Origin of the sequence: Bacillus cereus group sp. BfR-BA-01310 (assembly GCF_022664325.1) — a bacterium.
Classification (GTDB): Bacteria; Bacillota; Bacilli; order Bacillales; family Bacillaceae_G; genus Bacillus_A; species Bacillus_A paramycoides.
Genome location: NZ_JAKUHD010000001.1, coordinates 1 through 24,383 on the forward strand (window position 1 = coordinate 1; position 24,383 = coordinate 24,383).

Genomic DNA, 24,383 nt, shown 5'->3' on the forward strand with positions numbered 1-24,383 from the left:
TCTTTACAATTTCTATTAAGTGCTCACGCGTATCACGATGCTTAGGAGATTCCTTAGCAAGCTCTGAAAATGTGATTTTAAACTCAGCTAGTACACTTTGAAAATGAAGAATTTCCTCCTTACGGTTACTATTTTCCATCTCTTTCATATACTCCGTAAGCGATACTTGTATTTCTAACATTTCCTCTTGCTCATCTTCTTTTAAAAAGACAAGATTATGCTTAGACTCCTTGCGTATATAGTCAATTACGTCTCTTTTTATAAGAAGATCAGCAAACGCTAGAAAAGATTTTCCTTTTTTATATGAATACTGTTCAATTGCTTGGTTAAACGCAAACAATCCAATGCTATATTCATCATCCTGTTCTGTAATATATCGGCGGCAGACAGACGAAATTGATTTTCTAATAAAAGGCTGATACTGTACGATAAAAGCTTCCTTATCTCCTCCGTTGTTTTGTATGTTATATACGATATCTTCTATTTTCGTTTTTTTTAAGATCTTCATTACTAAACTCAACACTAGTAATCTCCCTGCCTCCTTCTGCTTCAAATAGCAAAATGGTCACTAAACAAGTGACCATTTAACCACATTTTCTTAGTACTTTTTTGGGGCTTGTCTTCTTGCTGTTGCTCATATTTTTCGAGGCCGACTTTTTTCACCGTTTTCTTAATGATTATTCTTTTCTGTTTGTGCTAGATTTAAGTCTGCATTTTGATCTACCTTCTTATTCTCTTTCGCAATAGCGTCCGCTTGTTTTGCTTGCTCTTTTTCTATTTTAGCTGCAATCTTTGAATAACTCTTCTCTATATTTTTGGTAATTTCATCCATTGATTTCGGATTCCCCGTTTGATCTAGCAATTTTATTAATGCTTCTTTCGATGTGTACTTTTACTTTCAGTGCTTCTTTTTCTTCTTTGCCAAAAGCTTATCTTACTTTCCTAAGTCTTCTGTCGCTTTTTTCTAATGTTTCTTGTGTAAAATTGCTTTTTAATCATGTTTTTTCATAATCATTTTTCTTCCATTTTCTTTCTTTACTATATATATATTCGAAGGAACAAAAAAATTTATGGGGGTCAAAAAAACATTTTTTATAAAATAGCTATTTATTTCAAAAATAAAAACCATCAATTTGAAAAAAGATTAATCAAATTGATGGTTTTCTTGTTATATTTATCTTTTTATAACTAAGGTTAATCATATAAGCCTTTAATTGTAGTTATCCTTTTTTCTGTTACTTCTATTGCAAACATGATACAAGATTTTATCGGCCACCCATCCACTAAAACCGTACAAGTTAGTTTCTCAATGTATCTAAAATAGTATCAGCTGTTCTCACTATTCCCTGCCGATTTTCTCCATTTTTATCTTTCTTGGTTATCATAATAGGTTTTATCTGCATATTTTTTATCATTTCCTTTTAGATAGGCTAAGATTACTTTTGGATTTTTAAGTAAAGCCCAGTCTCCATATTTATCAAATCTTCTGCATGAAGTTATCATTCCATTTTTAATTGTACCGAATTTCTTATTATTTTGCTTTCCCAATTCTTTTAACCGTTTAGCGAAATCTGCATCTTCTGCCATAAGCATATTTTCATTAAATCCGTTGATTGCCATAAAGTCTTTTTTATAGCACCAAAAAATCCCTACAGATATAGCTCCATATTTAAAAAGTAAGGGGATTATTATTAACATTGCGGAAAGGAATATTCCTAAAGATATTCTTTCAAACTTCCCAGTTACCCCACCACCAATGTATTTACCTGAAGCTAAATATTTATCTACATTAGACAACATAGACTCTGTCATTTGGGTATCAGCATCTATAGTAATAATTATTTCTCCACTAGCTATTTTAGCCCCTGCATTTCGGATTTTAGATAAGTTTTTATCGTTATTTTTTAATGTAATACAGTTATAAGATTTTGCTATTTCCTCTGTTTTATCTGTGCAACGATTTAAAACAACTATGACTTCAGTTTGATCTTTATATGCCTCTGATGCCTTTGCAATTGAATCTAAACATTTTCTAATGTACTTTTCTTCATTGTGTGCAGGGATTATAATAGAAAACTTCACATCTTTTTCTAGATTGACTCCTGAAGATTCGTTTGTTTCAGTCATAATATTCCCCCTTATTTTATAAAGAAAATATCTATTATACATAACATATATTACCATTTATTAGGTTATATTATAGAAACTGAAGGTAAACTATTACATAAATTTCTTATCGTTCATTTTATCATGATTGACGAAAGAAAAGATTAACATAACGTACTATTATCGGTAACAAAGAAAAGGCGGATCCCTACTCTTACAAGAAATCAGCCTTTCTCTATTACTTTATTCATTTTTTCACATTATTTATCCTCATATGGGTTTTAGCTTTTTAATTGTTACAGTATAAAAAAGGCTAACAATTCAAGATCGTTAGCCCCACCTTCCATAATCGCGCCTGTTAAAATAAAACAAACGACTAGGTTCTTCAACTTACAATATATTCTCCTTTTATTACAAAAAACGAACCCCGAATTGTTCCAGCTAATTTAGACTTCTGCCTAGCAAACTTAAACTTCTCTTCTAACTCCTTCGGTATCTCCATTCCTTCAGAAAGCTTAAATCCAACAGCCCGCTTCTTCGGGTTATCCAGTGTATACATGACGTTGACTGCAAGACCATCCTCATAAAAGACGTAGGTAAATTTAATATTTTCCACTTGAAAACAAGATGTTTCTATAGGTTTCGCCGCAAACTCAATATTACGCTCTTCTTTCAAAATGCGGTTCACATAATCAAGATTCTCCTCGCTTTCACTAGCTGGGACAACCATAAATTCATGCTTGTATTTGTTCATAAAGTAACGGGCCTCATGGGCACGTAAACCAGCAAGCGCTTCTGCTACAGGTGAAGACTCTAAGCCAGCTGTAGTTACATTTTTAAAATCAACGACGTTGGACAATTCTATCTCTCCTTTTAACTCTTTACTTCCTAACAACCGGAATCCACATTTCACCAAATACTAAGCCATTTCGCTGCCCCATCTCAACTGTTGCATTTGGCCCACCAACATAGGCAAAATCCTTTACTTCTCGTAAAACTTGACCAAATGCAATACCAGTAAGCTTATCACTTAGCTCCTCAGCTGTCTTGCCTTCCCCTTTCACTACTAAGTATTCTCCCCTAGGAAACTGGATAACTCTAGATTCTTCTTGTATCGTTTCCTCTGTCATGACACCAGCGTAATACATCATCTTGTTATTCACCGCTTCACTAACAGCAAAAATGTAATCATTTGTGGCTAAAGCTTTTAAAGTGTCCAACCTTCCATCTTGTTCGACGACCAACCAAAAGTCTGCCTTTTCCTTGTTTATGCCTGCAAAGTCTGTGTAGTGGCTCTTAAGTTCAGTTCCAATACCTAACACGATAAAGCTATCTTTTTCTTCTAAAGTATAATTTTTCATATTCAAAACCTTCCTCTTTTTTAATTAATCAAACGATTTCTCTTTTCATCTGATAAGTTTATAATATCCTTAAATCATGTCAAAAAATGATACTGTTTAGGAGACCAAAATGAAAAAAGTTGAACGGATTAATACGATCATGCGGTATATTAATAACCGCTCCCACTTTACTATTTCTGAAATTATACAAGAATTTAACATCTCACGATCGACAGCTATTAGAGACATTAGAGAAATTGAAGCCATGGGGATGCCTCTTGTCGCTGAAGTTGGAAGGGCTGGGGGATATTTTGTTATGCATAACTCTATCTTGCCCGTTGTTCGCTTTACTGATAATGAGGTTAAAGCTCTTTTTATTGCCTTTATGGCTACAAGAAATCAACAACTCCCCTATCTAAAGAGTCGTCAATCTTTAGCCGAAAAACTCCTGGGACTCATCTCAGAAATCCAGCAGGATGACCTTGTTCTTTTAAATCAAATCTTGCTTTTTGAAGGGACTAATCCCCACAATCCCGACCTACTTGAGCTTTCTGACCTCCCTCATCCTATGTTAGAAAAACTCATCCAAATCCTTCTTTTGGATAGCCATTTATTGATTACCATAAAAGAAGAGAATCTGATCAAGTCTTATCCAATTTATCTACTACACCTTTATCAAGAAAAAAGCCATTGGATAATTGAAGGCTTTGATTTAAAGGAAGAAAAAAAGAAGATGCTCCCTGTCGATCATCTCATCAATGTCGTACCCTATACGACGAAAAAGAGATTAAGTAAGAAAAAGATTTTAGAAAAATTAAGTAAGAAAGACGAAGCAATCAACCTTGTACTTGAACTTGGTCCAAAAGCGATTGCCCAGTTCAAAAAGTATCATCCTTTAAAAGTTTCTATTTCTTATACAAACCCTTATCAATCCACAGCCATTCTAAAGACGTTTATCAACGTTAACGATCTCGATGAATTAACGGAAATAACAAATTGGCTACTTTTCCTAGGTAAAGATATCAAAATCAAGGAAGTGCCTAAAGAAGTGTTAGAAGGTTTACAAGAGAGATTATGTTTATACTGTCCATAAGCAGTGACCAGTTAAACCAAAAATAATATTGAGTTCACCTAGTTTCCAGTTACTTCAATCCAAATACTTAATAAAAACATTTTATTCGCTACCGCTGCTTTAAACGCTCTTCTAGTAATAACACCAACACAAAAAAGACATGAACTAATCTTAGTTCATGTCTTTTTATATTAGAGTTTAACCCTCATTAAATAGCTTGTTTAAGTTTCGAATGTGGATTTATCTTATCCATAATCTCTTTCGTTCTTTTTTCATATCCCACTATTTTTGGACTAGAACCAACAATAGTGAATTAGAATAATGACTTAATACTTGCTAGGACAGTAAGGATACCTATAACAATGACAAATACATTGCTCATTTTCCCTCTGTATTTAGCTAGTACTGGTACTTTACGGATCGCATACATTGGTAATATACATAAAATAGCAGCAACTAACGGACCGCTAAGGGCATCAATGATTCCAAGAATACTTGGATTTGCATAAGCAACATACCAGCATGTTAATACGACAAAAGTAAGAATCATTGTCTTAACTGTTTTTTCTCCTATATCTTTCCCACGTTTTTTACCGGACTTGATAATCATGTCACGCATTACCTCATACGCTCCTATATAGTGGCCAAGGAAAGACTTTGTAATAGCCACAAACGCAATGATAGGAGCTGCAATAGTGATTACAGGCGAATTAAGCTCATTAGCAAGATAGGATAGGATTGACAAGTTCTGTTCTTTTGCCATCTTAAGATCATCTGGAGTCAAACTTAAAGTACTGCTCCAAACAAAGAACATAACAACAACGAATGTCATGATATAACAAACTTTTTGTATTTGAGCACACTTGGCATCAGTAGCGTCTATTCCATAGGTAGCTCTCTGTTTCATAACGAATGACGAAATCATAGGAGAATGATTAAACGAGAACACTATGATTGGTAGTATCATCCATATCGTTCCAAAATATCCTGTTCCTGTTGAAGCAGTAGAAACACTTGAAAAACTAAGCATTGACGTATTCCACTGTGGAATTAAAGATATTGCGATAAAAAGTAGAGAAGCTATGAAAGGATATACTAGCATGCTCATTATCTTTACAGTGATATCTTGACCAAAATTTAGTATAGCGATAAGACCGAGTACTAATACAAGCGATAAAATGGCCCTTGGAGGCTCCGGCATGTGCAATTGATGCACGATAAAACTACTCGCAGTATTTGTAAGTGCAACCGAATACATCAACACGATCGTATAAATTGAGACGAAATATACTATGTTAAAAATGATACTTGCCTTATTTCCGAAATACTCTCTTATCGTGCCTGTAATCCCCTCATCAGCAGAATTTGAAGCGTATATCATTTTAGCAAGCGCCCTATGTGAATAATACATAACAGGATATGCAAGTATGGTAATTAACAGTAATGATAATAAACCACCTGAACCTGCATTAATAGGTAAAAAGAGTACTCCTGCTCCAATTGCTGTTCCAAAAAGGCTCAATGCCCAGGTAGTATCTTGTTTATGCCACTTTTTAGGATCTAGATATTCCTCATTTTTTACTGCAGTATTTTCAGCTTGAAATTCTATATTTTTTGCAGTATTCCCATTCATATAATTATTCCCCCTTGTATCCTATTCTTACGTCTCTTTTTAGGCTTAGGAATATAGAACATTTTTGAAAAATGAATCGCTTACAAAATTTTCTACATTGTAATCGATTCCACCTAAACCTGTCTGTCTCTCTTAATTTGCGAGGCATTTATCCTCCAACCAACCCTATACATCGCTTCAATAACTTCGCCAGTAGCTTTGATATTATTTACGCTAGCTAATGCGATGTCCACTGTTGCTGAACTATTTTGAATAAATCCCCCTTCTAAGCACACACCTTTCTTAAAGTAATCGTGTCAGTCTGTCCAATTTTAAAATGTTTGATATTTTCTCCGTCGGTAATAGATTACCTCTCGACGCCCTCATTATAACGTTAATATTTACGAGTCTAATGTTTTTTTATTTTTAGAAAGATTGAATAATCAGAATTATGAATAGATAATTAATTCCAAGTGGTATGTAGCAATTGTGTCCATCGTTTGAAGCTGTATTAGTCGGTAGAAAAGCAAAAATAATACAGATTTCTTTTTGTTAACACATTGATTATATTAGGAACTCGTTATAAAGATACTTATATTCTCCTTTGTTGAAGCACCTTATTTTAGACGTGAAAACTGTTATACTAAATGATCAATGCAGATGTAAAGAAATAAATTAAGAAAACATAAAAATATTTTTACGAATATTTATTATATATAATGAATTTATATTCATTTTTCAGAAAAAAGGAACTTCTCCCCCAAAGGAGCCACCACAACTTCTATAATGATTGACATGTTACGCCTTTTAAAAGAATAACTCCACAGGATATCTTTTACAATATGTAATATTTATTAAGTGTAGTTTTATCTAAATATGCATAATTACATAAAGTTTATGAAAAAAAGAGAGTATACTTTTGTATTGTGTAATAAAGATAAAGCCCACCTACGGAAATAGGTGGGCTTTTCACATATAAAAATTGCATTAATTATATGACGATTAGAATTGAGTTCAAAATATTATTTCTTCCCCTTCAACTCTCTCAGTCTGCTTTTTTTCAACGTCTGAACCTACATACGTACCAACTGTGTAACCAGTAAAAATACCAACAACTATAGCAATAACTAAGATTAATGTGATTTTAATCCACTTTTTCAAATATATATTTTATTTCGGAAAATTTAGTTGTCACGAGACACCGAACCGATAGTGTACTTACCCTAACTGACGTTTAAATGCTTTATTGGCGAAGAAGTAAGCGATGACCATGATGCCGACGCACCAAGCAAGCGCGATCCAGATATCGTTGCTAACAGACCCTTCATACAAGAGGGCACGAATCGCATTCACGATTGAAGTCACGGGCTGGTTCTCAGCGAACGCACGAACAATTTTAGGCATAGTTTCGGTAGGAACAAAGGCCGAACTAATAAACGGCAGGAAAATTAGCGGGTACGAGTAGGCTGTCGCCCCTTCCATAGACTTCGCTGTCAATCCGGGAATGACAGCGAGCCATGTCAGCGCCAGCGTAAACATCCCGAGTATCCCAGCTACCGCGAGCCAATCTAGAATATTAGCGCTGGAACGGAAGCCCATTAAGAGTGCAACGAGGATAACCACCACGATAGTAAGCACATTAGCAACAAGTGAAGTTAATACGTGAGCCCACAATACAGACGAACGCTTGATGGGCATAGTAATGAAACGCGCCATCAGCCCGCTCTTTACATCCGTAAACAACCGCACGGAAGTGTAAGCGACACCGGATGCGATAGCCATCAACAAGATTCCCGGTAATAAATAATTGACGTAGTTATCTGTTCCTGTCTCTATGGCACCACCAAATACGTAAACAAACAACAGCATCATCATAATTGGTGTAATTGCTACCGTAATAATCGTATCTGGACTGCGCATGATGTTTCGTATTAACCGTCCTAATAACACCCCTGTTTTGCTTTTCATTTACATCTCCTCCTTTTTACCGATGATCGCGAGGAAAATTTCCTCCAATGTCGGCTGCTTCTCGATGTACTCCACTTTCGCTGGTGGGAACATCTCTTTAAGTTCAGTAAGAGTACCGGTCGTGATGATTTTTCCGCCATGCAGGATGGCGATACGGTCCGCCAGTTGTTCGGCTTCCTCCAGGTACTGGGTCGTCAGCAAGATGGTTGTGCCGCCACCGGCAAGCTCCTTGACGGTATCCCAGACTTCAATCCGCGCTTCGGGGTCAAGCCCTGTCGTCGGTTCGTCGAGAAAAATGACTGCTGGCGTCCCGATCAGGCTCATGGCGATGTCAAGCCGGCGCTTCATCCCGCCTGAATATTGGTCTGCCCGGCGGTTGGCCGCATCGGTCAGGCTAAATCTTGTAAGCAGATTGTCGGCGACTTGAGCGGGATTGGAAACTCCACGCAACTTGGCGATCATTATCAGGTTTTCTCTCCCCGTGAGCATGCCGTCTAAAGCTGCGAACTGCCCTGTCAGACTGATGCTTTGACGAACATAATCCGGTTGACGCTGGACGTCAAAGCCGCAAATACCTACTTCGCCGCCATCGGGCTTCATCAGCGTCGAGAGGATGTTGACCGTCGTCGTCTTGCCCGCTCCATTTGAGCCCAGCAGTGCGAAAATTTCGCCACGCTGCACCTCAAAATCCACCCCCTTTAAGACCTCCTTGTCTTTAAAAGATTTTTTTAACCCTTTTACAGAAATCGCTGCATTGCTCATACTTTTTTCCTCCTTATAAAAAATGTTTTGCAAAGCTAGACTGCCTACACTCCTCTATTTAGTGTTACTGATAATCTGTATTACTTAGTACCGGGTTACAAATGTGAATAGCGATGGTGGCAATTCACATTTGTAACCAGCTAATCAGTCGGTATTATCTATTGCATTTATTTTTTTCTCAATCGATTCATGATACTCTGATTCAAATCTTCACGATACTTGGAGACATAGGTTTTAGCATTTGCTACTAGTTCGTCAGCAAAGGACGCCACGTCTTCCCCAGTGATTTCAAGCACTTGTCTCCCTTCCGCCGCACCGGCTTCGAACAAATCGATTAATTCATACTGTATGTGTAGCATATCCATCCCGTTGCCTGCTGAGAAATTCCACATGTAGTTTTGAATTTTCTTAAACACAAACTGGTAGTCCTCTGGCAGAGCCTCAACTCTTGCCATCATCATTTTGTACTCTTTTTTATCACCAATTAATTTTTTGAACATTTCCAACATCTTATTTTCCTCCTTTTTTATAAAACAGAACAAGAAACTCCAAAAACATTAGACGCAATAACTTATCTTATGAAGCTAGTTTGACTTCAAGACGTTAATTTTTGACGATACAAAATCCCATTTTCTCCAAAATAATTCAAGCTCCTTACGGCCAGCTTCATTTAGTGAATAAAACTTACGAGGTGGCCCCATATCTGACGGTTTCTTTTCAATATTCACAAGCTTTTTCTTCTCTAATCGTACAAGAATGGTATATACCGTTCCTTCCACGACTTCGGTAAACCCAAGATCATTCAGGTGACGGGTAATCTCATAGCCATACGTTTCACGGCGACTGATGATTTCCAGTACACACCCTTCCAGTGAACCTTTCAGCATTTCAGTTAAATTTTCCATGTTATGATCCTCCTCTACCCCCTATTCTGTCTGACTTATATTCAGTATCACAGAGTACTAAGGCGAATTTTTTACCGAATAGCTTTTGAGAAACCGCACTATTCAGTATTACTTATTTCAAGTACATTGTATGACTAAGTAGCGATAGATGTCAACTGATTTTCAAATTTTTTCTAAAATCCGCTATTACCTATTGTTTACTGAATATATTTTGAGAAACAACACTATTCAGTATCGCTTATTACAAGTACATTGTATGACTAAGTAGCGATAGATGTCAACTCGATTTTTATATTTTTTCTAAAATCAACTATTACCTATTAGATACAGCCGATTTTCTTTTTGAAAAAATTTCGCCACATACTTATCCTACTAAGAAAAGAAAATACCCCAACACAAAAATTCTACCTTTTTGTGTTGGGGCGCTATACTATACAGAAGTTAATGAATATGGCTAACTCTTCTTATTAATAAGACGGATCATTTTTTTGTTACGATAACATCATATCCATATCTTCTGCTGCAGTTGTAATTAGTTTTAAACCAAATGTTTCTTGTAATACATCAAGCACACCAGACGAAATAAATTCAGGAGCCTTTGGACCGATACGAATATCTTGAATCCCAAGACTAAATAGCCCTAGTAAGATGGCAACCGCTTTTTGTTCAAACCATGATAGGACAATACTCACTGGTAATTCATTTACTTCACATTGAAAAGCATCTGCTAAAGCGGCCGCTATTTTCACTGTAGAAATTGAATTATTACATTGTCCTAAGTCAATGTAACGCGGGATCTCCGTACCAGGTACAACACCGTAATTCACATCATTAAAACGGAATTTCCCGCAAGAAGTTGTTAAAATAACCGTTGCTGGTGGAAGTGACGTTGCTAATTCACGATAATATTCTCCACCTTTTCCTGGGGCATCACAACCTGCGATAACAAAGAAACGCTTAATTTTCCCTTCTTTTACTGCCTCAATGATTTCTGGAGCTAATGATAATACTGTATTATGATGAAAACCTGTTACTAACTGTTCATCCGACTCCATATGTACTTCTGGAAGCTCTAGCGCTTTTTGAATCAATGGTGTAAAATCATCATTTTCAATTTTTTGTACACCCTCTAAGCCTGCAATATCATATGAAAAGAATCGATCAGAGTATGATCCTTTAATTGGCATAACACAGTTCGTTGTAGCCAATATTGCACCCGTAAATTTTTCAAAAAGACGTCGCTGATCATACCATGCCTTACCAATGTTTCCTTTTAAATGTTTATATTTTTTCAGCCTTGGATATCCGTGTGCTGGCAGCATTTCAGAATGCGTATAAATATTAATTTCTTTTCCTTCTGTTTGCTTTAATAATTCCTCTAATGCAAATAAATTATGACCAGTAACTACAATTGCCTTACCTTCTACATGATTTTGTGTAATTTGAACAGGCTCTGGAACACCAAAGTGATTCGTATGTGCCTCATCTAATAACTCCATCACTCGTAAAGCTGATTTCCCTACTTTCATAGCCATATCAATATGTTCTTGTTCATTAAAGTTAGAATTTGTTAATGTCATATATAACGCTTCTTGCGTTGTAGCATCTACAAATGCATCTGTATACCCTAGCTGAGCAGCATGGGTACGATAAGCTGCAATTCCTTTTAACCCAAACACAATCGTATCTTGTAAACTTGCAATGGTTTCATTCTTTCCGCAAACACCTATTACTTTACATCCACCTGTTGGCGTTTGTTCACATTGATAACAAAACATATCATCCCACCCTCTCCCAATCATTCCTTACAAACTAAGCATAATACCCATTGAGAAAAAGGGATGTGATATCAATCACAATAATATGTAAAAGTTTGTGACAGTTCATATTGTTGACATAATATTTTTATTGACACTTTAAAATTCATACATAAGCATGGACACTTCTATTGATGGTTCCAAACATCTAGATAATTATTTTAAAGAAATGCTAGCGACATTTTGATTCATCAATATATGTAAAGCAACTAAATCTTTTACTTACTAGTTCATTGTACAAAACCAAGATTTCGTAATATATTTGGCAATAAAGAGTTTTGAATCTCTTAAGCAAATAGTTGTAATTCATCAGTTACAGAAATAAACTTAGAAAAACGCCATCCTTTTCTATCATTCAACAGAAGAATGGCGTTTTTTTCATTTTGAGGAACAATCATTTTTTTGTTAAAAACGTTTTAAAGACTTTATGAGAAATCTCTTTATTTACAATATTTTTACACTGCCTTAACATTATTTACATTACTTTATGATATGTTGATATAACAACTACTTAAGGAATTTCATGTACATTTTTATCTTTATGATCTCTTATCTAATTGATAAAGAAATCATGTTATATTTTTATAACAGGGGTGAACTTTGATGACTGAAACTTTAAAAACACTTATAATGCTTGATGCTACCTACGTTGTTATAGCAATTATGACGGTACTAGTATTTGTATACTTAGAATTAAAATCTCAGTGACGTATTCAGGCGTAATCGATAGCTTCAGCATTTAAATATAGCTAGAATAAACAGAGAAGGAAATTCTTTTCTTCTCTCTTTTGTATTCCAAAAGTTTCTTAAATCTACAATAAGCTTCATCATTATTTTATTTCTCGTTTCTTATTTCAACAAATCTAGTGTATGTAAAAGCAATTCTTTGTCACCTACATCACCATGACCAGGTACTACTGAAATCATATTTCCATATCGGTTCAACACATTTTCAATTGATCCGGACCATTCATTTACGTACGCATCAGCAACATTCCCTAAATCTTTAGCTTCCGTAGATTTCACTAACCAGCCTCCAGCTAAAATATTATATTGTGGCAGCCATACGACAATATTATCTTCTGTATGTCCTTTACCTGGATAGAACGTTTCTACTTTCATATTTCCATACTTCATATTCGTAATCGTTTGTAAGTCTCCAAGCGGCTCCTCATATCCATTTTTCTTTGCTATTTCCGCAGTTAATGCTGTACTATGCGCTTTAATACCTCTTTCTTTCAACGTTTTAATTCCGCCAATTCGATCCTCATGTGCATGTGTAATAATGACATCAGTTACTCGCTTCTGAAACTTCTTTTCTACCATCTCTATTAATTCTTTCGTTAACTTATCATCCCAAGAAGAGTCTACAAGTACTAAACCTTTAGAAGTATTTAAGACTAAACCATTTGAAGGAACTGCAACTCCGTTAAAATAACCTAACTCAGTATGTACCCATACATTCTTGTTTAGCTGAGAAATTGAAATTGTTCCTTTCTCATTTTTTATTACTTTCTGTTCTACCTCTTGTTCTGCTTGTACAGGAGATATTGCAGTAGCAAATTGACTTGCTCCTAGTAAACTAACACATAACCCTATTTTTAATAACGTATTCTTTTTCATTTTCATCCCCCCTTTCTTTCAAACTAAATAGTTATTACCTATAATAGACAATTTATCTCAAATGTTTGTTCCATCTTTTCTTACATATTTTTCATGCGATTAATAAAAAAGCGTACAAAATTTTGTACGCTTCAAAACTTAATCTTTCATTCCATAATTCTCAAACTCTTCCTCATTCCCATAAAACACATTCAAGTCAATATATTTTTCTTTTCCATTATAACCGCTTAATCTTCCACGGTTCGTGTATTGCCAAAACGTCCATTTTCTCTCATCGGATAAACTCGGCTTTGTAAGAACACTACGAATCCATATATCACATTCAGGATATGCATCTTTTATGTACAAGTCATACGCCTCTTGAGTTGCATACAATATCACGTTCTTATCATAATGTTTTTCTAACATTTTTATCATTACCGTCAACTCTTTCGTAACATCTTCACGCTTAGGGGGATTGTCTTTTTTATCACCGTAAAACTCAACATCTATAACTGGTGGCAATGCTCGTTCATGTTTTGGAACAGTTCTTATGTATTGCTCTGCTTGCGTTTCACCCTTACTATCAAAACTAAAAAAATGATACGCTCCTATACGCATATTTGTCTTATCAGCATTAGTCCAATTTTCCGAAAAGTACTCATCCACAAACGAGCTCCCTTCAGTAGCCTTTATAAACGCAAACTTCATATTCTGTTTTTCTAACTCTCTCCAATCTATCTCTCCTTGATAAGATGCGACATCTACACCTTTTATTAAAAACTTATCCGCTTTTAATTGATTTGGAATGAATATCCCTTGAAAAATCAAGTAAACAACTATCCCCATTACACTAATTAAGGTAAGAAATCCTCCTATTATAAGCTTCTTTTTCATCTGTATCTCTCCTTTGTATACACTAAACTCATACTATTCTAAAAAGAACTCGGCTTACAAGACCAAGTTCTTTTTAAAGCAACTATTTTCCATTTTCTTTTATTTTCTCCTTCTATTAAAACTCACCTTTTAATTCCATTCACAATACTTCTCTTTATTTACTAATGTATAATAAAGTTAATATTCCGTTTTATTAGAAGGGAGATACTATGAACTTATTAAGTAGAAATATATACGAGCAAATGAAACGACATTCCGTTGCCGGTTTAAGTCTCGCTGTTATACGTGATGGCAAACTAGACGAAGCGAAAACCTACGGAACACTGGAATCTGGAACAACTAACAATATTACTACAAATTCCATCTTTAATTCTTGTTCTATTAGCAAATTCATCACCGCAATACTCGTTTTAACGTTAGCCGATAAAGGAACTCTCAATTTAGACGAAGACGTAAATGATAGACTCACATCTTGGAACATCCCTACCAATCTATTTACTTCACAGAAAAAAATCACGTTGCGCAACTTATTAAGTCACCAATCTGGAATAATTGACCCTCCAAATAGTTTTGAACATTATACACTTGAAAAAGGACTACCTAAAATACATGAACTCCTTTCCGGTAAAACATTATATTGCCCAGTACCTATTGAAGTAACTTATGAACCAGAAAGCGAATTTCACTACTCTGATGCAAACTTTTGTATTATCGAGCTACTGCTTGAAGATATAACTGGAAAACCATTCAATCTTTTACTTGAAGAGTATATCTTTCAGCCACTTCAGCTTACAAATAGTACGGTATTCTCTCCTGAAGATATAAATAAAATGGATACCTTTGCTTGCGGACATAATAAAAATGGAGCTGTAACAGCTGAAAAGTATCCATTTTATCCATTCGCCGCTGCTTCAGGCATTTGGACAACACCAACAGACTTATCAACTTTAGTAATCGAACTTATTCATTCCTTACAAGGAAATAGCAAGCTAGCGCTTTCTCCAAAAACAGTACAAGATATGATTTCTCCTCAAGGCTGCTCAAAATGGACTGGCTTAGGTGTTTTTCTAGATGATTCTAATGAAGACTTACAAATTTATTCACTTGGCTGGGGCGTTGGATTCCAATGTATGATGGTTTGTTATCCACCCCGAGGGAATAGCGCTATTATTATGACAAACTCGGATTTAGGTGTTCATCAAATGGAAGGAATTATTGGTGAGGTTTTAAAAATATTATCCTTATGATTAACTAAGCAACAACAAAGAAAGAAGCTGATTCTCCCAGCCTCTTTCTTTATATAACATTTTTCGCCACAATTTTAATATGTTCCGGTGCGATAATTTCCGTTATACTTTCTTGAAAATCTTCATGCAATAGTTCTTCAATATGTTCTAACTGCACTTCGACATGTGTGCATTCTAAATTATGTATGTTTAATAGTGCATAATGATCTTTTTTCTTAATTACTAAATATTGATTTTCTTCTGTTACGAGTAAAGAACCTAATTGCACTCCTAGTAGACGTTGATCATCAAACTTCACAATCTTTTCCCCTTCCTACCTACAAATGTAATTACTATACAAAAAATCTAATTTAAGGAAATTATTCCTAAATAGACTATATCATAATTTACTAAAATATAAATATCATATTTTCTTTCAATAAAAATCCCGATTTTTTTATATTTCGATACAAAAAACTTTCTCAACATAGAAATACGATTTTTTAGTTTTTTCGTCTCTGAAAATCTATTATAATAAGGCTAATAAATGATTGACCTCTCCTAATTCATGTACATATGGATGATCAGTAGTATTTGCTACTGGTCTATTTTTTTGATTTCAGAAAGCAAATGTACTGCATCCTTTCCTACACCACAAATAAGCGCAGAACCCCTTTGAGATTGCCACGGCAACCCGATATAATATAATCCTCTTACTGGACTCATTCCTTTTGTATGATTAGGAAATCCATTCATATTCACTGCCTTTTCTATTTCAATCCATTTATAATCTTGGACAAAACCAGTTGACCATATAATACTTTGTGCACTATACGTGCCACCATTTTGAAACATAATATTATTTCCTGATGCACTTACGACTTTTTTCTGTAGTTTTATTGCACCATTACGAATGAGTTCCTTACCTTCAAAACCAAAAATGGGATCCTTTTTCCTCTGAAACCACCTTCCTCTCTTTGTATTTATTTCGGCATACAATAAACAAGTTTTTTCTAGCCAATAAAAAATACTTTTTCCTAATAGATGTAACGGTAAAAACGTTAAAGGGTGACTTATAGCCATTGTAACTTCATGAGTTTTTGCAAGTTCTACTGCTATTTGCATTCCTGAATTCCCACCACCTACTACAAGCGCCTTTCCCATTGGAACTTGCGATGGTGACTTGTATTGTGATGAATGTATTTGAAAAATTTGTGATGAAAGATTTTGTGAAAATGAGGGGATGAATGGTTGTTGAAAACCACCTGATGCAATAATGACGTTTTTCGATTGTAAAATTTCTGTAGGAGTGTGTAATTCGAAGATGTCTTTTTGTTTCCTTATTTTTAAAACCTCAGTTTGTAATTGTACTGGTAATTGAAAATGTTGTGCATATCCTTCTAAATAACTGGCAACCTCATCTTTATATGGAAATCCATTTTTCTCTCCTATTAATGCCATACCTGGCAAGCTACTATATGCCCTTGGTGTAAAAAGTTGTAGTGATTCATAGCGTTTTCTCCACGAATCACCAATTCTGTTCCCTGCCTCGAGTAACAAAAAGTTATAACGTTCCTGCTTTAAATAGTATCCCATTGCTAATCCAGCTTGACCGGCTCCTACAATAATTGCATCTAGCATCATTTTTCCTCCTTTATAATATATGAATAATTGTTCACATGTTCATATTATACCTAATCATATCATTTTATTTTTGTTTAATTCAATATTTTTCCAAAACAAAAAAAGGGCAGTTTACTAATAAGTAAACTACCCTTCATTCTATTCTCCCAGTCCTTAACGCAATGGCCCAATCATGTCGATCACTATTTTCAGCTAGTTGAGCCGCTTCTTCCCAATTATACGAAACAGATATTTGTTCAATTAACCAATCTTGCGCATTTTTTTCCATTATTACATACTTTGCATGTGGTGTTCCCGATTCCATTTTATGCAAAACAGGTAGCTCATCTTTGTATGCCGGAAGTCCTACACTCCCTGGATTTATAATTATCTTTCCGTCTGATAAATAAACTACTCTAGGAATATGCGTATGTCCACATACTATTATTTTTTGCTCAATATTTTGAAGTTGATCCATTATAACTTTTTCATTCTTTAATACTGCGCCATTTTCGTCCATCTCTTCTAGCAAATACACCTCATCTGAAGTCGGTGTACCATGACAAAATAAAATATCGTCTACAATAAATTGTGAAGGATGTTGTTTTAACCAATTTATATGATTATTTGTTAATTGATTTTGAACAAAAGTTAGTGTAGTAGATTGCTCTTGTATAGGTTCCCAAAGCATACGATCACAATTGCCCTTAATATGTATCATCTCGCTACTCATTAAAATTTCAATTGTCCCTAACGGATCTAATGGCCCATACACACTATCACCTAAATTTATTATCATTTCGACCTTGTGACGTGCAATATCTTTTAATACCGATTTTAAAGCGTGACTATTTCCATGAACATCTGAAATGATAGCTATTTTCATCTAAATCCCCACTTTAATATATTATTTATAAACATCCGCAGCCAATTCCCTCAAAACCTCTACATTCATCACTTCAAAGCAACCATTATTTCTTTTTATAATCTCTTTATCACAAAGGGTATTTAATGTGCGCAATAAATGCCGATAACTCGTTCCTAACAATTCAGCTGTTTCCGTTAAATTCCCATTAAATACAATTCTATTTCCATGCTGAACCGCTCTTTCCCCCGCCGCTAACATGTAACTAGCAAGTCGATTTTCAAGCGGATATAGTAAATTAATTGTACTATTTTTTGAAAGTCTGTTTAATTTGTGAGCTAATGATCCACAAATACATCTTAAAAATTTCGCATCATGAAATAATTGGTTTCTAACTTTCCCTAAAGGCAAGCCAACACAATACGAATCTGCCATTACTTGTACGTTTGAAGTAATCTTTTGAGAGTGAATTAATTCTACATCCCCTAGCAACTGCAAACTATCATAAAAACATAGCAATACAGATTTCCCATTACTTAATGTGTTAAACGCTTTCGCTTTTCCCTCAACAAAAAAATACAAATAATCTATATCCTCATTTTCCCTACATATGAATTCATTCTTTCTAAAAAATAATAGCTCCATGTAAGGCTTCATATCGTTACTAAAAAATGAATCAATTTTATTTTGTTTCATATAATCTGCTAGCTTACTAGAATTACATACCTTTTTCATAATCCCCCGCCTTTACCACTCATCCCCATTGTAATTAAAATTTTCTTCTTTCACTATGACATATGTCATAGTAATACACAATTTCAGCATGATACAGTCATTACAAATATGAAATATAAAGGGGACATCACATTGTATAACTTTCTTTCTGTCTTTATAGGTGCACTTATCGCAATTATGATTCCTTTAAACGGAATCTTATCCGAAACTATAGGGAATTATACAGCAAGCGTTGTCATTCACCTCGTTGGCTTAGTAGCAGTTGTTATCGTTTTAATCATTAACAAAAATAAAATTCTTTTTGAGAAAGGTATTCCGCTTTATTTATACAGCGCTGGGGCCATTGGGGTTTTCACTGTTCTTTTTAGTAATATAAGCTTCTCCGCCCTTGGTGCTTCCATTACGATTGCATTAAGCTTACTCGGACAGTCCATTGCTTCTATTGTTATAGATCATTATGGGCTATTAGGAATGAAGGTTGCGAAGTTTGAAAAGAAAAAGTTGATTGGATTATTGTTCATTTCTTCTGGAATTGTTGTCATGACTATTTTTTAATGGGGGTAAAAAAATGTTATATATTTGTATCGCTATTTTAGTTGGGGTTTCTATCGTTGTTGCCAGAATTATTAATGCGAATTTAGCAACAAAAATAGGAATTTGGGAAGGCACTTTCTTCAATTATATTACCGGGTTATTTTTCTCTGCATTATTTTTGATTTTCAGTACAGACTCTTTGTATATATCTAGTCACACATTGCAATCCATTCCTTTCGCTGTATATTTAGGTGGCTTAGTAGGTGTTATCGTCATTGTATTATCAAACTATATTACTCCAAAAATATCAGCATTTTACTTAACGTTACTCATCTTTATCGGACAATTATTTATGGGGACTGTTATAGATTTCTTACTATCAAACGAACTCTCAATTGGCAAAATTGTTGGTGGAATTTTAGTATTACTTGGTCTTACTTACAATTTACTTGTTGATCGTCCAATTAAAACCGTGAAGAATAACCATGTTCAATTATAGCCCTATTAGGTCATGATAGTTTCTTCACTATTAGTAGAATATACACATTCTCTTATCATATATATTAATATAGAGCCTATTTAGTTCGAATTCATAGAGAGGAGACAATCCTATTAAAAAAATAATTTTACTACTCAGTAGCGTATTGATTATTTTTGGAATCGTATGGTTTTTAAACTCTGGAAAATCTATTCAAGATCTATATACATCTAGCAAACAAAAAAAGAAAGCTACTATTATTTCAACGCAAAGAGACCCAAATGCGCCGCCTGTTTTTTTAGGAAAACAAGAAATAAAAGATATTCATGTAGAGTCAATTAAGACGAAAAAATCTATCTTCCTTACAAAAACAGATGAATTAAAAACTTTCATTAACAGTATGGATACAGCAAAAAAAGGCGATTTAACGCTAGATGAAGAAGGGTCTGATTTAGTAGATTGTAACATGTGGATTACTTTTCAGGATGGAACTTATAAACAATATTTAATTTGGATAGTAGATAACAACAGTAGTGAAGTTATGATTGCCCATCAAAACACTCCTGATGACTTGAATCTTACTTATTATCAATTAAATGAAAGCAATTCGCAAAAAGTATATAACTTATTCAAGAAAATCATTTAATAATGCATGTAAAAAAGTCATGAGCTAACGAGCCCATGACTTTTTTATATACAATACTACAAATACTCCGGGAACACTTTACAGCCTTTTTCCTGCTCTATATCATGTCCAAAGAAAATAATCGGATTCTCTTTCATAACTACTTCTTTTAAACGTTTTATTGAAGATAAAGCTAAATCCGGATCAAATCCAGCAAACGGCACTTCATCTTCAAAGTTTTCTTTCGTATATGATGCATCAATCGTTAGTAACACTGGACCTGATTTTTCCGTCTCAAGTAATAGTGACTGATGCCCTGGCGAATGTCCTGGTGTATACAATAATTGAACACCTGGTACTACTTCATAATCCCCTTCAATAATTTTGTAGTTTAAATTCGGTAATATACATTCTTTCAAATATTCTTCTCTATGCTGCGCCGCCTCATATTCAGCACGCTGTACAATAATAGGTGTATTCGTAAAAGCGCCATTTCCTCCCGCATGATCAAAATGTAAATGTGAACTAATAATATACAGAAGATCTTCTGGCACATATCCTGCACGTTTTAAGATGTTTATGATTCTATCCTCTTCCGTCATTTTCGGCAAAATCTGTCCTTCAACAAATGTCCCTTTAAAAAGGTCTTCATTGTTAACCGCACTTTCTGGCATACCTGTATCTACTAAAATAGGCCCCTCTTCTGTCTCCAAAAGATAACACCATACAGGCAAATTTAATAATTTTCCCGGTGTAAGTGTACTATTAACGGAAGAATGGTCCAACATACAACGACCTGCTCGGACGAAATAAAGCTTCTTTACTGTCATTATGTATCCACCTTTACAAATAATTTAAGATAAAACGATACAGTAAAAAATTCCACCTATAAGAAATAAACTCCTTCTCAACTTCCATTGTTACTTTCTATTCTTGAATCTCCGAATAGTCGAGAACAATAAAACAGCTGTGATGTAACATAAGAAAATTCCTATAAAACTAACACTAAAACCATCTTTATGAAAATAACTATATAAAACGCAATCTCACCATGATACCCTTAAAAATCTTCCACTGTAACAAAATGGAGTCTACTTTTTTACATAACGACACATTACCCACTATAATAAAAAAGAATAGACTCTTACTTTAATGGAGGGAATAGAAATGAAAGCAATTGGTTTACATGAATACTTACCTATTGAAGAAGAAAACAGTTTGATTGATGTTGAAGTTGAAAAACCTGTTGCTACAGGAAGAGATATGCTCGTTAAAGTTAACGCGATTTCCGTTAATCCAGTTGATACAAAAGTTCGCTCACCGAAAGATAAAAAAGAAGACATACCGAAAATACTCGGCTGGGATGCTAGTGGTATTGTCGTACAAACTGGCGAAGATTGTACATTATTTAAAGAAGGCGATGAAGTATTTTACGCTGGAAGTATTACGAGACAAGGTACATATAGTGAATACCATTTAGTTGATGAAAGAATTGTTGGTAAAAAACCAAAAACTTTAACTGACGCTGAATCTGCAGCACTTCCTTTAACAGCTATTACAGCGTGGGAAGGTTTGTTTGAACGTTTAGGGATTGATTATAATAAGAAAGATGAGAATTCATTTAAAAATATTTTAATTATCGGCGGAGCTGGTGGTGTTGGCTCAATTGCTATTCAATTAGCTAAATGGGCTGGACTGAATGTAATCACAACCGCATCTCGCAGTGAAACGATACACTGGGTTGAAAAATTCGGTGCCGATTATATAGTTAACCATCACCAACCTTTAAAAGATCAAATATTAGAATTTGGGCTAAAAGATGTAGATTATATCTTCTGCTTAAACAATACAGATCAACATTGGCACGCGATCGGTGATATCATTAAACCACAAGGAAAAATTTGCTCTATCGTAGAAAATGAACACCCTCTTGAGATGGGGATTTTAAAAAGTAAAAGTGCTACATTCGTTTGGGAGTTTATGTTTACAAAAGCGATGTATGAAACTGGTGATATGATTACGCAGCACGAACTTTTAAATAAAGTAAGTGAGCTATTAGATGAAGGTATTCTTCAAACAACTTTAAACGCTACGCTAACACCGATCAATGCAGAAAACCTTAAAAAGGCACATGCATTGCTTGAGAGTGGCCGTACAATTGGGAAAATTGTATTAGAGGAATTTTAATTATGTAACACATTTTTAAACAGTACAACAGTAATTAAAATTATATAGGTGATTTTCAGTATATATCGATTTACCGACAAAAACTGACAATTTTAATATTCTTATAATAAAAAGATGCTGTACCAATTTTTTTTGGACAGCATCTTTTTCATTCTCTCTATTTACTTGAAACCTCTTGATCATTTTGAACATCTAACGGAACACGCTTCCCTATTCCGAAAGCATAGAAACTAATTGTTACGATAGCTAAGAAAACAATACCTACAATTAGTGAAATGCGAGTATCATCGTTAAACCACATACCGATTAACACCATAATTAAAAAGGCAATCGTTAAATAGTTTGTAACAGGAGCAAATGGCATTTTGAATGGATGATCTTTCATCGCTGCTCCCTTTTCTTTTCTAAAACGAATTTGACTAATTAAAATAACAAACCATGGTACCATACCAGGAAGGACACTTGCACTATATACATATACGAATAAGTTTTTTGGTGCAATATAACTTAAAACAACACCAACCGCTAAACCGATAATCACACCAACTGTACCGAATAAAGGTACACCGTTACTAGAAACCTTCGTAAAGTATTTCGGTGCTTGTCCATTTACACCTAACGTATAAAGCATACGTCCAGCACTATAAATACCACTATTACAACCAGACATTGCCGCTGTAATAACAACGAAGTTAATAAGTCCAGCTGCTGCCGTAATACCAACCTTCGCAAAGGTTGCGACGAATGGACTACCAATTGAACTTAATTGATCCCAAGGATACACCGTTACAATCACGAAAATAGCACCAATATAGAAAATTAAAATACGCCAAATTGTACTTTGAATAGCTCTTGTAAGTGTCTTCTTCGGATCTTTCGCTTCACCAGCAGTGATCCCGATTAATTCCACACCTTGATATGCCCCAACTACAAGTGATAATGCAAAGAAGAACCCTGAAAAACCACCTGTAAAGAAACCGCCATTTTTCCATAGATTAGATATACCGATTGCTTCTCCTCCGTTCCCAATTCCGAAGAAAATGAGACCGAATCCTGCAATAATCATTAATAAAATCGTAACAATTTTAATCATTGCAAACCAAAATTCAAATTCACCGAATGACTTAACCGAAATTAAGTTAGCAGCCCCAAGAATAACCATTGCGATAACACCTGGTATCCAAGCTGGTAAATCCGGGAACCAATATTGCATATACGCTCCAACCGCGATAATCTCTGACATCCCAACGATAACCCACTGGAACCAGTTACTCCACGCTGTCATATAACCTGCTAACGGGTGTATATACTTATGACCGAACGTTGCAAATGAACCTGTACTTGGCTCCATATACAACATTTCTCCCATGGCACGCATGATGAAGAATATAAAAATACCTGCAATTGCATATGCAAGCATTACTGACGGACCTGTCCATTTAATCGTGCTGGCTGACCCCATAAACAAACCAACACCAATCGTTCCACCTAACGCAATCATTTGAATATGACGTGCTTCTAAACCTCGTTTCAATTCTTTGTTTGCCACTTCACTTCCCCCTCTTAGATGATTCATAGCCGCATTTTAAAGCAAGATGCTGTACCCCGAATTCCTCTTTGGTCTGAAAATGATGAGGCGAGTATCATTTTTAGCGCACTTAAAAGTTATTCTTTACTTTTTATTAAGTCGTAAAAGCCTCTTCATTTTCCTCCCTTTGTACAATTGTAAAATTGCTTATTTTATAATAATTCATTTATCTGAAAAATACAATTACTTTTTCTGGTAGATTGTTATATACAAATCGAATACAATCCATTACTATATTAGTAACTAAAAACATAAATTCAATATTATTGAAAAATAAAGGTTTTTTTCCAAAAACTCTCTATTAAATAATAAACTATTGTAACGCATTTTTATTCAACAAAACCTTAATTATCTCTCCTCTGTAAACTCCTTTTCGCTTCGCTAACTTTATCCCTGCACGTTGTTTTTCTTTAATTATTTCTCAAAGGACCTGCTCATTCA

The 24,383-nt window shown here is 34.7% G+C and carries 25 protein-coding genes and 3 pseudogenes; 6 read left to right on the forward strand and 22 right to left on the reverse strand.

All coding sequences use genetic code 11. The annotated features are described in order from the left end of the window. The 5 genes from sigI to MR109_RS00030 all read right to left on the reverse strand — a co-directional run. On the reverse strand, window positions 1-523 hold a 523-nt coding region (sigI, locus tag MR109_RS00005), incomplete at its 3' end, for an RNA polymerase sigma-I factor (RefSeq protein WP_242270347.1). A gap of 147 nt (window positions 524-670) precedes the next feature. Then, window positions 671-862 carry a hypothetical protein gene (locus MR109_RS00010; protein WP_242270349.1) on the reverse strand — a complete coding sequence of 64 codons (192 nt, stop codon included), beginning with the start codon at window positions 860-862 and terminating at the stop codon, window positions 671-673. A gap of 503 nt (window positions 863-1,365) precedes the next feature. Beyond that, window positions 1,366-2,127 carry a glycosyltransferase gene (locus tag MR109_RS00020; RefSeq protein ID WP_242270351.1) on the reverse strand — a complete coding sequence of 254 codons (762 nt, stop codon included), beginning with the start codon at window positions 2,125-2,127 and terminating at the stop codon, window positions 1,366-1,368. A gap of 364 nt (window positions 2,128-2,491) precedes the next feature. Beyond that, the gene (locus MR109_RS00025) at window positions 2,492-3,001 is read right to left on the reverse strand and encodes a phage tail protein (protein ID WP_242270353.1); all 510 of its coding nucleotides are present in this window, start codon (window positions 2,999-3,001) and stop codon (window positions 2,492-2,494) included. Next, window positions 2,988-3,467: a GyrI-like domain-containing protein gene (locus MR109_RS00030; RefSeq protein WP_242270355.1), complete on the reverse strand. Its 480-nt coding sequence runs from the start codon at window positions 3,465-3,467 to the stop codon at window positions 2,988-2,990. The genes MR109_RS00025 and MR109_RS00030 overlap by 14 nt, the downstream gene beginning before the upstream one ends. Before the next feature lie 109 nt (window positions 3,468-3,576). Here MR109_RS00030 and MR109_RS00035 point away from each other — a divergent pair, with 109 nt between their 5' ends. Next, window positions 3,577-4,539, forward strand: a complete 963-nt coding sequence (locus MR109_RS00035) for a helix-turn-helix transcriptional regulator (protein ID WP_242270358.1) — start codon at window positions 3,577-3,579, stop codon at window positions 4,537-4,539. Window positions 4,540-4,831: 292 nt separating this feature from the next. Here the strand turns inward: MR109_RS00035 and MR109_RS00040 are convergent, their stop codons facing one another. The 10 genes and pseudogenes from MR109_RS00040 to MR109_RS00085 all read right to left on the reverse strand — a co-directional run bounded on the left by MR109_RS00040 (window position 4,832) and on the right by MR109_RS00085 (window position 14,081). Then, window positions 4,832-6,151, reverse strand: a complete 1,320-nt coding sequence (locus MR109_RS00040; RefSeq protein WP_098784277.1) for an aromatic amino acid transport family protein — start codon at window positions 6,149-6,151, stop codon at window positions 4,832-4,834. Between the two features lie 124 nt (window positions 6,152-6,275). After that, window positions 6,276-6,399: pseudogene (locus tag MR109_RS30345) on the reverse strand (L-serine ammonia-lyase, iron-sulfur-dependent, subunit alpha); the annotation flags it as partial. Window positions 6,400-7,110: 711 nt separating this feature from the next. Then, window positions 7,111-7,291 (reverse strand): annotated as a pseudogene (locus MR109_RS00050) (PRK06770 family protein); the annotation flags it as partial. A 57-nt stretch (window positions 7,292-7,348) separates the two neighbouring features. Further along, the gene (locus MR109_RS00055) at window positions 7,349-8,098 is read right to left on the reverse strand and encodes an ABC transporter permease (RefSeq protein WP_242270360.1); all 750 of its coding nucleotides are present in this window, start codon (window positions 8,096-8,098) and stop codon (window positions 7,349-7,351) included. Further along, window positions 8,099-8,860 carry an ABC transporter ATP-binding protein gene (locus tag MR109_RS00060; protein ID WP_242270364.1) on the reverse strand — a complete coding sequence of 254 codons (762 nt, stop codon included), beginning with the start codon at window positions 8,858-8,860 and terminating at the stop codon, window positions 8,099-8,101. Between the two features lie 167 nt (window positions 8,861-9,027). Further along, the gene (locus MR109_RS00065) at window positions 9,028-9,369 is read right to left on the reverse strand and encodes a DUF1048 domain-containing protein (protein ID WP_242270366.1); all 342 of its coding nucleotides are present in this window, start codon (window positions 9,367-9,369) and stop codon (window positions 9,028-9,030) included. A 75-nt stretch (window positions 9,370-9,444) separates the two neighbouring features. Continuing rightward, a complete protein-coding gene (locus tag MR109_RS00070) occupies window positions 9,445-9,765 on the reverse strand; it encodes a PadR family transcriptional regulator (RefSeq protein ID WP_098308761.1) in 321 nt (106 codons plus the stop codon). A gap of 491 nt (window positions 9,766-10,256) precedes the next feature. Further along, on the reverse strand, window positions 10,257-11,543 hold the full coding sequence (hcp, locus tag MR109_RS00075) for a hydroxylamine reductase (protein ID WP_242270375.1): 1,287 nt from the start codon (window positions 11,541-11,543) through the stop codon (window positions 10,257-10,259). Between the two features lie 888 nt (window positions 11,544-12,431). After that, window positions 12,432-13,205 (reverse strand): BcII family subclass B1 metallo-beta-lactamase, encoded by a 774-nt coding sequence (bla2, locus tag MR109_RS00080; protein ID WP_242270377.1) that lies wholly within the window; start codon window positions 13,203-13,205, stop codon window positions 12,432-12,434. 138 nt (window positions 13,206-13,343) lie between these two features. Continuing rightward, window positions 13,344-14,081 (reverse strand): glycoside hydrolase family 25 protein, encoded by a 738-nt coding sequence (locus tag MR109_RS00085; protein WP_025150489.1) that lies wholly within the window; start codon window positions 14,079-14,081, stop codon window positions 13,344-13,346. A gap of 209 nt (window positions 14,082-14,290) precedes the next feature. Between MR109_RS00085 and MR109_RS00090 the strand changes: the two genes are divergently transcribed. Beyond that, on the forward strand, window positions 14,291-15,328 hold the full coding sequence (locus MR109_RS00090; protein ID WP_242270379.1) for a serine hydrolase domain-containing protein: 1,038 nt from the start codon (window positions 14,291-14,293) through the stop codon (window positions 15,326-15,328). 49 nt (window positions 15,329-15,377) lie between these two features. Here the strand turns inward: MR109_RS00090 and MR109_RS00095 are convergent, their stop codons facing one another. From MR109_RS00095 to MR109_RS00110, 4 genes are all read right to left on the reverse strand, one after another. Beyond that, window positions 15,378-15,626 carry a hypothetical protein gene (locus MR109_RS00095; RefSeq protein WP_098474011.1) on the reverse strand — a complete coding sequence of 83 codons (249 nt, stop codon included), beginning with the start codon at window positions 15,624-15,626 and terminating at the stop codon, window positions 15,378-15,380. A gap of 278 nt (window positions 15,627-15,904) precedes the next feature. Continuing rightward, window positions 15,905-16,948 carry a flavin-containing monooxygenase gene (locus tag MR109_RS00100; RefSeq protein ID WP_242270381.1) on the reverse strand — a complete coding sequence of 348 codons (1,044 nt, stop codon included), beginning with the start codon at window positions 16,946-16,948 and terminating at the stop codon, window positions 15,905-15,907. Between the two features lie 136 nt (window positions 16,949-17,084). Continuing rightward, the gene (locus tag MR109_RS00105) at window positions 17,085-17,816 is read right to left on the reverse strand and encodes a metallophosphoesterase family protein (protein ID WP_002172754.1); all 732 of its coding nucleotides are present in this window, start codon (window positions 17,814-17,816) and stop codon (window positions 17,085-17,087) included. 21 nt (window positions 17,817-17,837) lie between these two features. Next, the gene (locus MR109_RS00110) at window positions 17,838-18,530 is read right to left on the reverse strand and encodes a cyclic nucleotide-binding domain-containing protein (protein WP_098308134.1); all 693 of its coding nucleotides are present in this window, start codon (window positions 18,528-18,530) and stop codon (window positions 17,838-17,840) included. 108 nt (window positions 18,531-18,638) lie between these two features. On the opposite strand from MR109_RS00110, the gene MR109_RS00115 reads away from it, so the two are divergent. From MR109_RS00115 to MR109_RS00125, 3 genes are all read left to right on the forward strand, one after another. Continuing rightward, a complete protein-coding gene (locus tag MR109_RS00115; protein WP_242270383.1) occupies window positions 18,639-19,085 on the forward strand; it encodes a DMT family transporter in 447 nt (148 codons plus the stop codon). 13 nt (window positions 19,086-19,098) lie between these two features. Further along, window positions 19,099-19,563, forward strand: coding sequence for a DMT family transporter (locus MR109_RS00120; protein ID WP_025150482.1), 465 nt, complete (start codon window positions 19,099-19,101; stop codon window positions 19,561-19,563). Between the two features lie 145 nt (window positions 19,564-19,708). Next, window positions 19,709-20,188 (forward strand): hypothetical protein, encoded by a 480-nt coding sequence (locus MR109_RS00125; RefSeq protein ID WP_242270385.1) that lies wholly within the window; start codon window positions 19,709-19,711, stop codon window positions 20,186-20,188. Window positions 20,189-20,244: 56 nt separating this feature from the next. Here MR109_RS00125 and aiiA read toward each other — a convergent pair whose 3' ends face one another. After that, the gene (aiiA, locus tag MR109_RS00130) at window positions 20,245-20,997 is read right to left on the reverse strand and encodes a quorum-quenching N-acyl homoserine lactonase AiiA (RefSeq protein ID WP_242270387.1); all 753 of its coding nucleotides are present in this window, start codon (window positions 20,995-20,997) and stop codon (window positions 20,245-20,247) included. A 337-nt stretch (window positions 20,998-21,334) separates the two neighbouring features. On the opposite strand from aiiA, the gene MR109_RS00135 reads away from it, so the two are divergent. Continuing rightward, the gene (locus MR109_RS00135; protein ID WP_242270397.1) at window positions 21,335-22,354 is read left to right on the forward strand and encodes a zinc-binding alcohol dehydrogenase family protein; all 1,020 of its coding nucleotides are present in this window, start codon (window positions 21,335-21,337) and stop codon (window positions 22,352-22,354) included. Between the two features lie 157 nt (window positions 22,355-22,511). On the opposite strand, the gene MR109_RS00140 is transcribed toward MR109_RS00135, so the two are convergent. Next, on the reverse strand, window positions 22,512-23,903 hold the full coding sequence (locus MR109_RS00140) for an amino acid permease (RefSeq protein ID WP_025150478.1): 1,392 nt from the start codon (window positions 23,901-23,903) through the stop codon (window positions 22,512-22,514). Between the two features lie 382 nt (window positions 23,904-24,285). Then, window positions 24,286-24,363, reverse strand: a pseudogene (locus MR109_RS30350) (recombinase family protein); the annotation flags it as partial. Window positions 24,364-24,383 lie beyond the last annotated feature (20 nt).